General features: G+C 39.2%; 15 protein-coding genes. 1 reads left to right on the plus strand and 14 read right to left on the minus strand.

Annotated features, from left to right (window positions below; translation table 11 throughout):
- Window positions 1-170: 170 nt before the first annotated feature.
- From fabG to J7E63_RS03275, 7 genes are all read right to left on the minus strand, one after another.
- Window positions 171-914 (minus strand): 3-oxoacyl-[acyl-carrier-protein] reductase, encoded by a 744-nt coding sequence (fabG, locus tag J7E63_RS03245; protein WP_215010248.1) that lies wholly within the window; start codon window positions 912-914, stop codon window positions 171-173.
- Window positions 911-1,858 (minus strand): ACP S-malonyltransferase, encoded by a 948-nt coding sequence (gene fabD / locus J7E63_RS03250; protein WP_215010249.1) that lies wholly within the window; start codon window positions 1,856-1,858, stop codon window positions 911-913. Before fabD ends, fabG begins: the two co-directional genes overlap by 4 nt.
- A 12-nt stretch (window positions 1,859-1,870) precedes the next feature.
- Window positions 1,871-2,875: a phosphate acyltransferase PlsX gene (plsX, locus tag J7E63_RS03255; protein WP_215010250.1), complete on the minus strand. Its 1,005-nt coding sequence runs from the start codon at window positions 2,873-2,875 to the stop codon at window positions 1,871-1,873.
- Window positions 2,876-2,890: 15 nt separating this feature from the next.
- Entirely contained in the window at window positions 2,891-3,457 is a 567-nt protein-coding gene (gene fapR / locus J7E63_RS03260) for a transcription factor FapR (protein WP_215010251.1), read from the minus strand.
- Window positions 3,458-3,599: 142 nt separating this feature from the next.
- On the minus strand, window positions 3,600-5,648 hold the full coding sequence (gene recG / locus J7E63_RS03265; RefSeq protein ID WP_215010252.1) for an ATP-dependent DNA helicase RecG: 2,049 nt from the start codon (window positions 5,646-5,648) through the stop codon (window positions 3,600-3,602).
- Between the two features lie 118 nt (window positions 5,649-5,766).
- Window positions 5,767-7,449, minus strand: a complete 1,683-nt coding sequence (locus tag J7E63_RS03270; protein WP_215010253.1) for a DAK2 domain-containing protein — start codon at window positions 7,447-7,449, stop codon at window positions 5,767-5,769.
- Between the two features lie 58 nt (window positions 7,450-7,507).
- Window positions 7,508-7,870, minus strand: a complete 363-nt coding sequence (locus tag J7E63_RS03275) for an Asp23/Gls24 family envelope stress response protein (RefSeq protein WP_088086349.1) — start codon at window positions 7,868-7,870, stop codon at window positions 7,508-7,510.
- 284 nt (window positions 7,871-8,154) lie between these two features.
- Here J7E63_RS03275 and rpmB point away from each other — a divergent pair, with 284 nt between their 5' ends.
- Window positions 8,155-8,343 (plus strand): 50S ribosomal protein L28, encoded by a 189-nt coding sequence (rpmB, locus tag J7E63_RS03280; RefSeq protein WP_026566424.1) that lies wholly within the window; start codon window positions 8,155-8,157, stop codon window positions 8,341-8,343.
- A gap of 155 nt (window positions 8,344-8,498) precedes the next feature.
- Here the strand turns inward: rpmB and spoVM are convergent, their stop codons facing one another.
- From spoVM to rlmN, 7 genes are all read right to left on the minus strand, one after another.
- On the minus strand, window positions 8,499-8,582 hold the full coding sequence (spoVM, locus tag J7E63_RS03285) for a stage V sporulation protein SpoVM (protein WP_035445740.1): 84 nt from the start codon (window positions 8,580-8,582) through the stop codon (window positions 8,499-8,501).
- A 105-nt stretch (window positions 8,583-8,687) separates the two neighbouring features.
- The gene (locus J7E63_RS03290; protein ID WP_215010254.1) at window positions 8,688-9,335 is read right to left on the minus strand and encodes a thiamine diphosphokinase; all 648 of its coding nucleotides are present in this window, start codon (window positions 9,333-9,335) and stop codon (window positions 8,688-8,690) included.
- A gap of 55 nt (window positions 9,336-9,390) precedes the next feature.
- Window positions 9,391-10,035, minus strand: coding sequence for a ribulose-phosphate 3-epimerase (gene rpe / locus J7E63_RS03295; RefSeq protein ID WP_215010255.1), 645 nt, complete (start codon window positions 10,033-10,035; stop codon window positions 9,391-9,393).
- Window positions 10,036-10,037: 2 nt separating this feature from the next.
- Window positions 10,038-10,919 (minus strand): ribosome small subunit-dependent GTPase A, encoded by an 882-nt coding sequence (rsgA, locus tag J7E63_RS03300; RefSeq protein ID WP_088086346.1) that lies wholly within the window; start codon window positions 10,917-10,919, stop codon window positions 10,038-10,040.
- 89 nt (window positions 10,920-11,008) lie between these two features.
- Window positions 11,009-13,000: a Stk1 family PASTA domain-containing Ser/Thr kinase gene (gene pknB / locus J7E63_RS03305; protein WP_215010256.1), complete on the minus strand. Its 1,992-nt coding sequence runs from the start codon at window positions 12,998-13,000 to the stop codon at window positions 11,009-11,011.
- Complete coding sequence (locus J7E63_RS03310) at window positions 12,997-13,755, minus strand: Stp1/IreP family PP2C-type Ser/Thr phosphatase (protein ID WP_308161901.1); 759 nt, start codon at window positions 13,753-13,755, stop codon at window positions 12,997-12,999. Before J7E63_RS03310 ends, pknB begins: the two co-directional genes overlap by 4 nt.
- Before the next feature lie 5 nt (window positions 13,756-13,760).
- Window positions 13,761-14,852 carry a dual-specificity RNA methyltransferase RlmN gene (rlmN, locus tag J7E63_RS03315; protein WP_215010258.1) on the minus strand — a complete coding sequence of 364 codons (1,092 nt, stop codon included), beginning with the start codon at window positions 14,850-14,852 and terminating at the stop codon, window positions 13,761-13,763.
- Between the last annotated feature and the right edge of the window lie 3 nt (window positions 14,853-14,855).

Genomic DNA, 14,855 nt, shown 5'->3' on the forward strand with positions numbered 1-14,855 from the left:
AAATTACTTTGAACTTTTATTACTGTCTAGCTCCAGCGCCCAACGGCTAGTTGACTTCGCTCTCCGCCCTACGATAAGTCAACATCGAATCTTGTGCAGCTCCGTGTTTCCTTTATCTCAGTTGGAGCGCTCCAGTCCATACGCCGCGCAAAGGAAGCGTGCTTTTCTAATTACATTACCATGCCGCCATCAATATGAAGCGTCTGCCCTGTGATATAGGCAGAATCATCAGAAGCAAGGAATGCGGTGATTTTGGCGATGTCTTTAGGCTCTCCTAATCTTGCTAAAGGAATCAGTTTTAACATTTCTGTTTTTACTTCTTCAGGTAATTTATCGGTCATATCCGTTGTGATGAAGCCAGGTGCAATGGCATTTACGGTAATATTGCGAGATGCCAGCTCTTTAGCCGTTGTTTTTGTTAAACCAATGACCCCAGCTTTTGCGGCCACGTAGTTTGCCTGTCCTGGATTCCCACTTACGCCAACAATCGATGCAATATTAATGATGCGTCCTACCCGTTGCTTCATCATTTGTCTTGTTACTGCTTTTGTACACAGGAAGACACCTTTAAGATTGATATTAATAACGTCGTCCCATTCTTCTTCTTTCATTCTCATTAATAAATTATCTCTGGTAATACCCGCATTATTGACGAGAATGTCAAGTTTCCCAAAGCGGTCAATCGTTCCCTTAACCATTTCTGCGACTTCTCCTGAGTTTGAAACATCACATTTTACAGCAAATGCCTCTCTCCCAAGTGCCTTTATTTCATCAACAACCTCATTTGCTTTGGCTTCACTGCCGGAAAAATTAACCGCCACATTTGCTCCTTGTCGTGCAAGTTCAAGAGCGATTTCTCTGCCAATACCTCTTGATGCACCTGTTACAAGGGCTGCTTTTCCTTCAAGATTCATAGTCTTTCCTCCTTTAACGCATCTATTACAGCTTGTGCGCTTTCCTCGTCTGATACAGAATACGTTGACACTGTTTTATCAATTTTTTTGATTAAGCCTGATAGAACTTTCCCAGAACCCACTTCAATGAATGTATCGACACCCAAATCAATCATTTTTCGAACGGAGTCTTCCCATTGTACCGGGGAATAAAGTTGTTCAATTAACTTATCCTTAATTTCAGAGGCAGAACTGATTGGTTCAGCAGAAACGTTTACCACGATTGGGACCCTAGCATCCCTCATTTCAATCTCGTCCAATACTTGACGCAATTGAACTGCTGCTGGCTTCATTAACACGGAATGAAAAGGACCGCTTACTTCTAATGGAAGCACTCTTTTTGCCCCTGCTTCTTTCGCTTTCACGGCTGCAAGTTCTACCCCTTTTTTCGAACCTGAAATTACAATCTGACCTGGGCAGTTTAAATTTGCTAAAGACACAGGAAAACCAGCATCACTGATTTCTGCCGTCACATTTGATAATGGAGCGCGATCAAGACCCAGCACAGCCGCCATCGATCCTTCCCCATTAGGTACAGCACTTTCCATAAACTGGCCTCGTTTTCTAACAGCATACACCCCTTCCTCGAAAGTAAAGGTGCCAGCTGCAACAAGGGCCGTATATTCACCTAAACTGTGACCAGCAACAAAATCAGCTTTAATCCCAGATTTTTGGAAGTATTCCAATATAGCAATACTTGTTGTTAAAAGGGCTGGCTGTGTATTATAGGTAATTGTCAATTCTTCTTTTGGTCCCTCAAATATAAGTTTACTCAGTTGAGTGTTAAGCTTTTCATCTGCTCTCTTAAAATAATCCATTACCTCGGAGTGTTTCTCTGCTAACTCTTTCCCCATCCCGACGGCTTGTGACCCTTGCCCGGGAAACACAAATGCTATTTTCTTCATTTTAATCCTCCTTTACCGTTCTACTTTGGCAATACTCGCTTCTTCTGTTGACATTTTAATTAATCCAACAACATCGTTACTTACCATTTCCCTCGTTTGCCGGATGGCGCTAAAAATAGCTTGCCCATTCGAAGATCCGTGAGCCTTAATTACAGGTGCATTTAAACCAAACAGTGCAGCACCGCCATATTCGGAATAATCCATCGTATTCTTTAAAGTTTTAAGATTCGGTTTTAACACAGCGGCAGCTAGTTTACTTGTAAAACTGCTCATTAAAGCCGTTTTTAACATTTTAAACATGGATAGTGCCGTTCCTTCAATCGTCTTTAGCACCATGTTACCCGTAAATCCATCGGTAACAACTACATCAGCTGCACCATCAAGTAAATCCCTTGCTTCCACATTACCGACAAAATTGATATTAGCCGTTTTTAATAGTTCAAAGGCCTGCTTGGTAAGTTCATTCCCTTTCTTTTCCTCTGTGCCAATATTTAATAGACCCACTCTTGGTTGTGTAATTCCTCTTACTTTTGCACTATAAATGGAACCCATCAATGCATATTGCAATAGATGCTCTGGTTTGGCCTCAGCATTGGCCCCGACATCTAGTAAAAGGAAGCCTTCGCCGCCAATGGTCGGAAGCGTTGGTGCTAAGGCCGGGCGGTGAATTCCAGTTACCCTGCCAACCACAAAAAGACCTGCCGCGACTAAGGCACCTGTATTTCCTGCAGAGATACATGCATCTGCCAATCCATCCGCTACCTGCTGAGCCGCTAGCACCATGGAAGCATTCTTTTTGCGGCGAACTGCTTTTACAGGCTCGTCTGTTCCGAGAATCACTTCGGTTGTATGTATAACAGAAATCCGTTCATGATCAGTTAATGTTTCTTTAATTTTATTTTCATCCCCGACAAGGGTAATATGTATATCAGAAAATGCTTGTACAGCTTTTAGTGCGCCTAAAACGATTTCCTTTGGAGCATTGTCGCCGCCCATTGCATCAATTGCTAGGTTCATTTTTTTCCTCATCCTTTACCGATTTTTCGAACGGTACATTTCAAATTCTCCGGTAAAAACAAGTTCATTATTTACAAAACTTGTCACTTCGACACTTGTTCTGCCTAAGTTCCCATCGATTTTTGTTACTCTTGCCTTGGCTATGACACGCTCATTTAATTTTACCAAACGCTTAAATTGAATATTCGCCTTTGCTGTCAACGCCAATTCATCGTTAATGACGGCTACTGCTAGGGAATTTGCCTGTGCGAATACATGATGACCACGGGCAATGTTATTACGAATAAACACATGTTCATTTTTTACATCAAAAATCGAAATAGCATTTTGATCTAATTCTATATGAATAATTTCACCAATGACTTCTTCAAGCGGAAGGGAGCGGACCTCATCATCAAATCGTTTTTCAGCAACAGTCTTAATTCGTTCCCGTAGTTCCGGGATTGATAATTCTAACCGATCAAGACGGATTGTTTGTACACTTACTTGGAATTTTTCTGCTAAATCTTCATCAGTAATAAATGGATTATCTTTTATTGTAGTGGTTAACAATTGCTGGCGCTCTTTTTTACTTTTTCTCATGAATTTTTACACCGTCCGAGATCTTATGACTAGGTACTAATAGTAGTATAAAATTTGAAATAGCAGATTGCAAGAGTTTGTTTTTTATACATAGCATCTGCTTTTTTTATTCAGGAATTCATATAAAGGGAAAAATACTTTATTAATCAAGCTTTTCCCCTTCTAATACACCTGATTCTTCTAGCATTTTTCTTAAAAATTGATATTCTTCCGCTGTCCAAAAGGTTTTTGATTGGATAAGCATCATCGCATCACTTCTCGCTGTTTCTAGCGCCCGATAATCATGAACCATATCTGCAACCTTAAATTCAGGAACACCGCTTTGTTTTCTGCCAAAAAAGTCACCAGGACCTCTGAGTTCTAAATCCTTTTCACTTAGAACAAATCCATCGTTTGTTTCTGTCATGATCCGCATTCTTTCTTGGCCCACTTCTGATTTAGGACTGGCAAGCAAAATACAGTAGGATTGATCACTGCCACGTCCAACACGTCCACGAAGCTGGTGAAGCTGAGACAGGCCAAATCTTTCAGCATCATAAATAACCATCATGGTCGCGTTTGGTACATTAACACCAACCTCAACAACTGTAGTTGAGACAAGCACCTGTACTTCGTTGGTACTAAACGACTTCATTACGGAGTCTTTTTCTTCCGAACTTAAACGCCCGTGCATAAGACCCGCTTTATAACGGTTTTGAAAGTATTGGCTTAAAGTATTAAATACATCGATTGCGTTTTGGACATCAAGCTTTTCTGATTCTTCAATAAGCGGGCAAATTACATAGGCTTGGTGTCCTTTTTGTAATTCTTTTTCAACAAAGGCAAGTACACGCTCAAGCATTTCCGGCTTTGCCCAGTAAGTTTCAATTGATTTTCGGCCAGCTGGCATCTCGTCAATAATGGAAACATCCATTTCACCAAACACCGTGATTGCAAGTGTTCGTGGAATCGGTGTCGCAGTCATAAAAAGAACGTCAGGATTCTCGCCTTTTTCCCTGAGCACTCTTCGCTGCTCGACCCCAAAGCGATGCTGTTCATCGGTAATGACAAAACCGAGTCTTTTGAAGGTGACCTCATCCTGTATGAGAGCATGCGTACCAATTAATAGATTAACATTTCCTTCTGCCAGTTCATGAAGGATTTCCTTTCTCCGTTTACCCTTAATAGAACTCGTTAAAAGCTCGCACCTGACATCAAATGGTTCTAGCATGCTTTTTAAGCTTTGCGCATGTTGCTCTGCTAAAATTTCTGTTGGGACCATTAGAGCACCTTGGTAACCTGCTGTTACACTGGCATATAAACCAATTGCAGCCACTACAGTTTTCCCCGAACCAACATCCCCTTGCAACAATCGATTCATGCGTAGGGGTGATTTTAGTTCCGCTAACAATTCATTGACAACCCGTGTTTGAGCATTTGTTAACGGAAATGGAAGACTATTGATAAAACCCTCTACCTGAGTAACGTTATAGTTTTGGCAAATTCCTGGGGAATGTTCCCGTTCAAATTTCCTTAAGGCCTGCATTTTTAGTTGAAACATAAGAAATTCTTCATAAACAATGCGCCTTCGTGCCTGTTTCACATCCTCTTGGCTGCTCGGAAAGTGCATTGCTTCAATTGCCCCCTGTCTATCAAGAAGGCGATACTTTTTTAAGAATGCTGCTGGCAGTGTTTCTTCAATAAAATGTCCATATTGCTGGAAAGCAATGCTGATAAATTTTCGTATTCCCTTCGTTGTTAATTTCCCTCTTAATGAGTACACAGGCTCAAAATCCTTTGTCTTGGCGTTTGTGCCTGACTGCATTTCATTTGCAGTGATTGTTTGCCGATGGGCATCCCATTTTCCTGTGACTGTTATCGTTTCATTAATAATGATTTTATTTTTCAAATAGGGTTGGTTAAAAAAGACTACTTTGATTAAATGAGAACCAACGAAAAGTCGGATCATTAGTTTGGATTTCTTCCTTCCATAATAGACAAGAGAAGGCTCGCTATGAACCTTCCCTTCCACTGTTACTTTCTCATCATGCTGTACCTCTGTTATTTCACGAAGGCGGTAATCTTCATAACGATAAGGAAAATATTCCAATAAATCTTGTATCGTAAAGATTTTCATTTCTGAAAAAATCTCGGCAGTCTCTTCACCAATTCCCTTAATGACAGTTATTGTTTGATTAAGATGTGGATTCACTATTACACGACTCCCCCACTAAGCGCAGATATATCTATTGATTTTGTTCTAAATTACTCTTTCTAACTTCTTTTTTACAAAAAAAAGAAGGGAACTCCCCTTCTATTTTAGCGGTTCATTATTCAATTGAAAAGATAAATGAATACAACGGCTGCCCGCCGTTATGGATTTCTACTTCTACATCTTCATAAGTCTCTTCCACAAACTGTGTCAGCTGATTTACTTCTTCTTCGCTAACGTCTTCCCCATAAATGATGGTCAAGATTTCTGAATCGTCTGCGAGCATTTGTGAAAGTAATTCTTCAGCTACTTTTCCTTTGTTCTTGTTCTTTACTACAATTTTCCCCTCAGCAATACCCATAAAATCATCTTTCTCGATTTCTAAACCATCAATCTGTGTATCTCGTACAGCGAAGGTTATTTGACCAGTCTTTACGTGTTTTAGGGCATCATTCATTGCAGACTCATTGGCGTGAAGTTCCGCTGACGGATTAAATGCTAAAAGAGCCGAAAGTCCTTGAGGGACAGTTTTGGATGGTATGACATAAATATCTTCTTCTGCCACATCTGCTGCCTGTTGGGCTGCCATAATAATGTTTTTATTATTAGGTAAAATAAATACCTTTTTAGCATTAACTTCCTTAACAGCCTTCACGATATCCTCCGTACTTGGATTCATCGTTTGCCCGCCTTCTATTACGGCATGGGCGCCAATACTTCTAAATAAATCTGCAATTCCTGCTCCCATGGAAACCGCTACAATTCCGTATTCTTGCTGCTCTTTTGGCGGCTTCTGTTGTACAGCAACGGGTGCAATATGTGTTTCACCAACAATATTGGTATGTTGTTGACGCATGTTTTCAATCTTCATATTTATTAAATTTCCGTACTTTTGTCCGTAGCTTAGTACTTCGCCAGGCTGTTCGGAATGTATATGGACTTTTACAACGTCTTCATCCGCTATGACTAATAAAGAATCACCTAATTTGCTGAGGTCATTTCGGAAAACCCCTTCACTGAAAGGATGCTTGGCTGTCTTTTCCTGTTCAAAGCGAACCATAAATTCGGTGCAGTATCCAAATTCAATATCTGCCGTGTTAATATGTCCCTGGACATTTTTGTGGTGTTCAGTATTAACCAATTCATCCATAGAAAGAGATGCAGAAGGTGTATCGGGAAGTTTTTCGCCTTTAAGGACCGCAAGAAATCCTTCGTAAACAAACACAAGACCTTGTCCGCCACTATCGACAACACCGACTTCCTTTAACACTGGAAGCAGATCAGGAGTACGCTTTAATGAAGCTTTTGCTTCTTGTAAAACTTCTTCCATAATTACAATAATATCATTTGAATTCTGGGCAGCTTGTACGCCCTTTTTAGCTGAATCCTTTGCTACAGTTAAAATGGTTCCTTCAACAGGCTTCATTACTGCTTTATACGCAGTTTCTACTCCAGCCTCGAGGGCATGGGCAAAATCATTCCCTGAAATTTGCGCTTTCATTTCTACTGCCTTAGAAAAACCACGGAACAACTGTGAAAGGATCACTCCTGAATTTCCGCGAGCCCCCATCAGCAATCCTTTAGAAAGGGCTACTCCAACTTTACCAATATGTTCTTGAACATTATTTTTTACTTCTTTCGACCCTGATGTCATTGATAAATTCATGTTTGTTCCAGTATCACCATCGGGCACGGGAAAAACGTTTAGAGCATCAACCATTTTTGCATTTGCAGCCAAATGATTTGCACCTTGAATTACCATCTCGGCAAAACGTTTTCCATCTAAAGCTGTTATTGACACAAACTTTCCTCCTCTACTTGAGGTTCATTACACGAACTTAAGGGTTCGTCACTCGAACTTAAGGGTTCGTCACTCGAACTCCCTGAACGTAAATATTTACCGAGTCAACGGCAAGTCCAACAGTCTTATCGAGGGTGTATTTAACCTTTGATTGCACGTTGTGGGCAATTTCGGAAATTTTCGTTCCATAGCTAACAATAATGTACATATCAATATGTAATGCCTCATTTTCTTGGCGGACGATCACGCCGCGAGTGAAGTTTTCTCTTCGTAGTATTTCCGTAATTCCGTCTTTAATTTGATTCTTTGAGGCCATACCGACAATTCCATAGCATTCGATTGCCGCTCCTCCAGCGATGGTCGCGATTACTTCGTTTGAAATATCAATTTGTCCGAACTTTGTTTTTAATTCAATGGACATGAATCGTTCCCCCTCTTGAAAAAATTGCTCCTTGACTACAGTCATTTTACTATAGTCAATGCAATATTGAAAGTTATTCCTGCCTGCTTAATATAAGTGCATTTAATAAATAGGGATGTCAAGGCTTTTTTCTTGAAAGGTAACTATTGCAATCAAATAAGTTGTATGATAAATTATTAAGGTATCTCAAGTCTAGAAAATTTGTTCAATCAATTTTCTTTTTTCAGATGAGGATCTTAAAGATAGCTGTATAAAGCTTTTGGTAGTTAAGGAGGGAAATCATTATGCCACGTCAATGTGTTGTAACTGGAAAGAAAACAACAACTGGTAACGCACGTTCTCACGCTATGAACGCAAATAAGCGTACATGGGGTGCTAACCTACAAAAAGTACGTATTCTTGTTGATGGAAAGCCTAAACGTGTTTGGGTTTCTGCAAGAGCGTTAAAATCAGGTAAAGTAGAACGCGTTTAATATGGAAAAGGCATCCGATGAGGATGTCTTTTCTTTATATACAAAAAGTACAATTACTCTACAACCCTATTATTCCCTATTTAACCAAATAAAAAGCACCCAAATTAAACGGGTGCCATTCGTTAATGAAAAGAATATCTAGATAAAAACCCATGCTATTCGTTCTTTTTAAACGCCCCAATCATCGCACGGACAAGTCCGCCTAAAAATTTCGGCAGTTTAATTGTATAGAATTTCATACTGTCCCTCCTCACAAATCTCCCCAGCTTATTCATCTCAACTTTTTTCGAACGCCCTACCATTTTATTCAAACGAACGAAATCAGTACCAAATTGTATTGCATATTAATCGTGACTTCTTATCACTATTAATATGCCTTCAGAAAATGAAAAAGTACCATATTCACTAATAAGTTCATTACTAATACATAGTGTTGACCCGATTGGAATATGACGATCTTCCAAAGGAAATTTAAAGCCCTTTAGGGTGAGATTGCTGACATTTAGCGTTAAAGGAACAAAGGAAATATATTTTTTTTTGTTTATTTTTTCAATTGTATAGTGCCCAGGTTCTTTAATAAAAATGAGGTTATAGCGGTCAATCAAGCAGATATCAGCCGATTTTTTGGCTTTGAATTGATTCAGCAATAAGTGCACATTGGCAAATAAATGATCAAGTCTCCCCCCAGTTGCACCGAACATACGGATCATACTTGGATTCTGATTAAGTGCCCAATTGAGGGCTAACTCCATGTCTGTTTCATCTTTTTCCGGCTTATACTTCTTCAATTCTACTACACGTTCTTCAATAAACATTAATTCCTCAGATGATACTGAATCGAAATCCCCAAAGGCAATGTCCGGAGTTATATTTCTTTTTAACAAATGATAGACACCTCGGTCAACTCCGACCCAAATTGCATCTTTCTCTAGATACTCTGTTAAATCAGGTAATAGGCTTTCAGGTCCTCCGGCTAGAATATTAATAATCATAAAACTAACTCCTTTTCCATATGCAAAAAGCCAGCGCTAAAGCTGGCTCTTATCATTAACCTCTTATTTGCGAAATTGCCTTGGCATAATCTTCTTCATTATAAATAGCCGAGCCTGCAACAAGTACATTTGCGCCGGCTTCCATGCATAGCTTTGCCGTTTCTGAATTAACACCGCCGTCAATTTCAATCTCAATGTCTAAGCCTTTTTGTTCTGCCATTTCTTTAACTTTTCTTATTTTCGGAAGTACCTCTGGTATGAATTTTTGCCCACCGAACCCTGGATTAACCGACATTAATAATACCATATCAATCTCTCCAATTATGTGCTGAATGGATTCCACGGGGGTTGCCGGGTTTAAAACAACACCCGCCTTAATACCAAAGGATTTAATATTTTGGACTGTGCGGTGAAGATGACGACATGCTTCCACATGTACGGTAATAAAATCGGCTCCAGCTTTGGCAAATGCCTCAATATATTGATCAGGGTTTTCAATCATTAGGTGTACATCAAGTGGCAGCTTCGTAATCGGACGAATGGCCTCAACAATGAGCGGACCAATCGTAATATTTGGTACAAAGTGACCATCCATGACATCGACATGAATATAGTCTGCTCCACCTTTTTCAACAGCAATAATCTCTTCACCTAATTTCGAAAAATCGGCGGAAAGAATCGAAGGTGCTATTTTTACCATCTTTAATACCTCGGCTTTCTATCTTTTATCTCCTGTAGGAAATCCAGATAATGTTCATATCGGTACCTAGGGATTTCACCTGATTCAACTGCATGTTTCACACCGCATTTCGGTTCGGTCCCATGCAAGCATCCTCGGAATTTACAATTCTCACTTGCTCTTTGCATTTCAGGAAAACATGAAGTCAAATCTTCGGCTTCAATATTGGTAAATTCTAATGAACTGAAGCCTGGTGTATCAGCTATTAATCCATTTCCAATCTTTATTAACTCCACATGTCTTGTCGTGTGTTTTCCACGGCCAAGATGCGACGAAATATCATTTGTTTTCAAATCAAGATCAGGTCTAAGGACATTTAGCAAAGATGATTTTCCTACACCTGACTGACCAGCAAAAACAGATATTTTATTATCAATGTGTGGACTTAACAGTTCAACTCCCGCTTCGGTTTCGGAAGAAGTTAGGATTACTTTATACCCTGCAGACGAATACTGCTCTGCATAAATCTTAATCTTTTTTTGCTGCTCTTCGTTTGTGAGGTCCATTTTAGTGATACAAATAAGCGGTTCAATCCGATTAAATTCAACTAGCACAAGGAAACGATCTAAAAGAACAGTACTGAAATCTGGTTCAACAGCCGAAAACACAAGGATCGCTTGATCTACATTCGCTATGGGGGGACGTATCAATTCGTTCTTTCGTGTCTTCACTTCCATAATGTAGCCTTCCAAGTCATTTTCTGCTTGAAAAACAACTTCGTCTCCAACGAGGGGGGTAATTTTATTCTTTCTAAATACCCCTCTACCACGGCATTGGATCAACTTGTCATCATCAAGAACATAATAGAAACCGCTTAATGCTTTAACAATTTTCCCTTCAGGCATAGCCACACTCCTTGTCATTCATTTCGAAAACATCAACTTATCATTCAAAATTCTGTTAACTGATTGGATAAAGAGCATAGTAATATTAATTACTCTGTTTCTGGATAGTTAATTACGTCCTCTGCTATCACCTTGCTGTCACGAATAATCTTATAGCCCGCTTTTCCGCCATATGGAATAGTGAGTTCTATTTGTTTTTTTGTCGTTTCAGTTATAAAAAATGATTCGGCAGGTTCCGTCATACTATGATTCATATCTTCGATGTAGATTAAAACCTCTTGTTTTTGCACAGGATCTCCTGGCACTGGCACTGGGACAGCCGGTTCATAATCAATTGTTATATCTTTAACTACCGTTTTGGGCGGTTTTTCTTCTTTTCCTTTTGAAATAATGACTGATACCTTATCGCCTTTTTTCAGTTCTGTTCCAGCCTTTGGTGTTTGTGATATTACCATGCCAGCAGGAATTTTTTCATCATATTTTTCTTCTGAGACATCTAAAGTCAGCCCTACTAATAAGGCATAATCCTCGGCCCCTTTTAAATTGTATTCGGTTAGGTCCCTTAGGACAATTATTTCAGGTCCTTTACTGACTTCAAATTCTAATGCAGTATCTTCAGGAATAATTTCTTCGCCTCCTGAAGGGTTTTGGCTAATAATGGTTCCTGGTTCACTCTCATCGTATTTCTCAGTTTTCAAAATATCTTTAAAACCCCTGTCTTCTAATAAACGGAAAATATCATCATATATCCGGCCAACATAATTAGATAGCTCAATTTTTTCTTTACCAGTACTAATATATAAATTAACTTTTGCGTTCTCCTTGACTGTACTGCCAATTTCAGGGTCGGTCTTGATAACTTTTCCTTCAGCCACCAGATCATCAGGAATTTCAACCTGTTTGTCAACCACTATTCCGCTGAGCTGAAGCTCAGAAATCGCATCATCAACATCCATCCCACTTACGTCAGGTATTTTGACGTCCTTAGCAGACAATAAATCAGGTAAAAATGTAACTGTTAATAGTCCGAGAATGGAAAGTATAAGGAAAGTCGAAATTAAGATCATCGGCCATTTTTTCCGCTTTTTCTTACTAGTTTTCTCCTTATTAGGTGTATCCTTTTTGGCAGGCAATATTTTATCATTACTATGCACTAATGTTTCATCAAGGTTTTTATGTGGACGGTCATCTGTTATGATTGGAATGGCTTTTGTTGCCTCATCATCAATTGGAATAATAAACTTCGGTTCATCCATTCTTTCAGGATTTAGCGCCGTCCTTAAATCCTCCTCCATTTCATCGACACTGTTATAACGATGAAATGGATCCTTTGCCGTTGCTTTTAGGACTATATTCTCTACACTTTGCGGTATAGTTGAATTCCACCTTCTAACAGAAGGTGTTTCTGACTGGAGATGTTTCAATGCAATCGAAACGGCTGATTCCCCTGAGAATGGAAGCCTGCCTGTTAAAATTTCGAACATGACAATCCCAAGTGAATAAATATCTGATTTCCGATTAGCCATTCCCCCACGAGCTTGTTCCGGTGATAAATAGTGGACAGAACCCAACACAGAATTTGTTTGGGTAATGCTTGTCGCACTTAAGGCCATGGCTATCCCAAAATCAGTAATTTTCACACTGCCATTAGGATCAATTAGAATGTTATGCGGCTTTATATCACGATGAATAATATGATTTTGATGGGCATGGGAAATTGCAGATGTTAATTGCATCATTATGTCTAATGCTTTTTCTACACGGAGTGACGAATGCTGGTTTATGTATTGCTTTAATGTTTGCCCATTCACATATTCCATAACAATATAGTAAAGAGAATCCTCTTCACCCACATCATAAATACTAACGATATTTGGATGGGTAAGACTTGTGGCAGATTGTGCTTCTCTATGAAAGCGCCGAATAAATTCTTCATCATTGGCAAAATCAAGGCGGAGCATTTTCACGGCAACTTCTCTGTCCAGTATCATATCATGTGCTAAATAGACATTGGCCATTCCGCCTCCGCCTATCATTTTAAGAATTTTATAGCGGCCGCTTATTCTTTTCCCAATAATCACTGCTCATCACCCAATTCAAAATCATTAGCATATTCTAATATGATCAGGGTAATATTGTCTTCTCCACCGTTATCATTTGCAATATTAATTAATGCGGAAGCCTTTTGTTCAAGCGATTCTTCATTTTGAAGAATATTAACCATTTCCTGTTCGTTGACTTTATTTGACAACCCATCAGAGCATAAAAGGAGAAAATCTCCTTCTTCGAACATTATCGTTTTTATATCGATTTTTACATCCTGTTCTGTTCCTAACGCTCTTAATATCCAATTTTTCCTGGGATGATGTTCTGCATCCTCTTTCGTGATTTGTCCAGTTCGGACTAACTCATTCACAAGTGTATGGTCCTCAGTTAGCTGCTGGAAGCCAGTATCATTTAAGATATAACAACGACTATCCCCCACATGTGCAATCGTTGTAAAATTTTCAGAAGCAATCACTGCCTCTATAGTAGTACCCATACCTTCGCATTCCACGTGACTTCTTGAATGGTCAAACAATAATTGATTAACCTGTAGAACATGGGTTTTCAGCCATGCTTCGGCTTGATCTGCTGTACGAATTCCTTCAGATTTCTCCCACATTTCTTGAAGATGCGTAACGCTCATGCTACTAGCAACATCACCGGCAAGGTGACCGCCCATGCCATCTGCTACGATGGCAAGACGGTGTCCATCCCGATTAACAAAAGTACCACCACTATCCTCATTATTCTGGCGAACTCTACCCTGGTCCGTTTTAAAAACAGCCTTCACTTTTGTCACCTCGTCTCCTCTTTCCGCTCCTTTGCACGAAGTTGCCCGCATGCTGCAGCAATATCTGAACCTTGCTCCCTGCGAATGGTTACATTAATACCTCGGTTTTTCAATGTTTTTTCAAAAGCAAAAATTTTGTCTCTTGGAGTCCGTACATAATCTCTTTCAGGAACATAGTTTACAGGAATTAGATTCACATGACATTTTAATCCTTTTAATAATATAGCTAACTCTTCAGCATGCTCGACTGAATCATTTACACCGCCAAAAAGACCATATTCAAAGCTTATTCTACGACCTGTCTTATCGATATAATACCTTACTGCTTCCATTAAGTCATCAAGTTTGTAAGCCTTATTAATAGGCATTAGCCTTGAACGTAATTCCGTATTGGGAGCATGCAGAGAAATAGCAAAATTAATTTGTGTATTTTCATCTGCAAATTGATAAATTTTCGGAACGATACCACTTGTTGATACGGTTATATGGCGTGCTCCGATATTAAGAGCCTTTTCATGATTGATTATTTTTAAAAATGATAACATATTATCATAATTATCAAATGGCTCACCAATCCCCATGATAACAACTGAATTTACACGCTCATCTGTTTCATCAAGTGTTTGCTGAACTTTTACAACTTGTGCGACAATCTCTCCTGCCTCTAAGTGTCTTTTTAAGCCGCCTAATGTAGAGGCACAAAAAGTACAACCTATTCGGCAGCCTACCTGTGTCGTAACACAAACGGAGTTTCCATAATCATGACGCATTAGCACCGTTTCAATGGAGTATCCATCTTGAAGTTCAAAAAGGAATTTTATGGTTCCATCAGATGATGTTTGTTGAATCGCCGTATTTAATGTTGTTAATTCAAAATGGCTAGCAAGCTTATCTCTTAAACCTTTTGATAAATTACTCATATCCTCAAATGATGTAATTCGTTTTTTATAAAGCCATTCATAGATTTGTTCGGCACGGAATGCCTTTTCAGCATTTTCAGTCAGCCAATTCTTTAATTCGTTAAGCTGTAATGAATAAATTGATTTCTTCTTAATTTCCTTAGCTGTGTTTGTCTCAGTTGTATTTAATTGTTCCAACTG

It is taken from the genome of Bacillus sp. ISL-75, assembly GCF_018613095.1.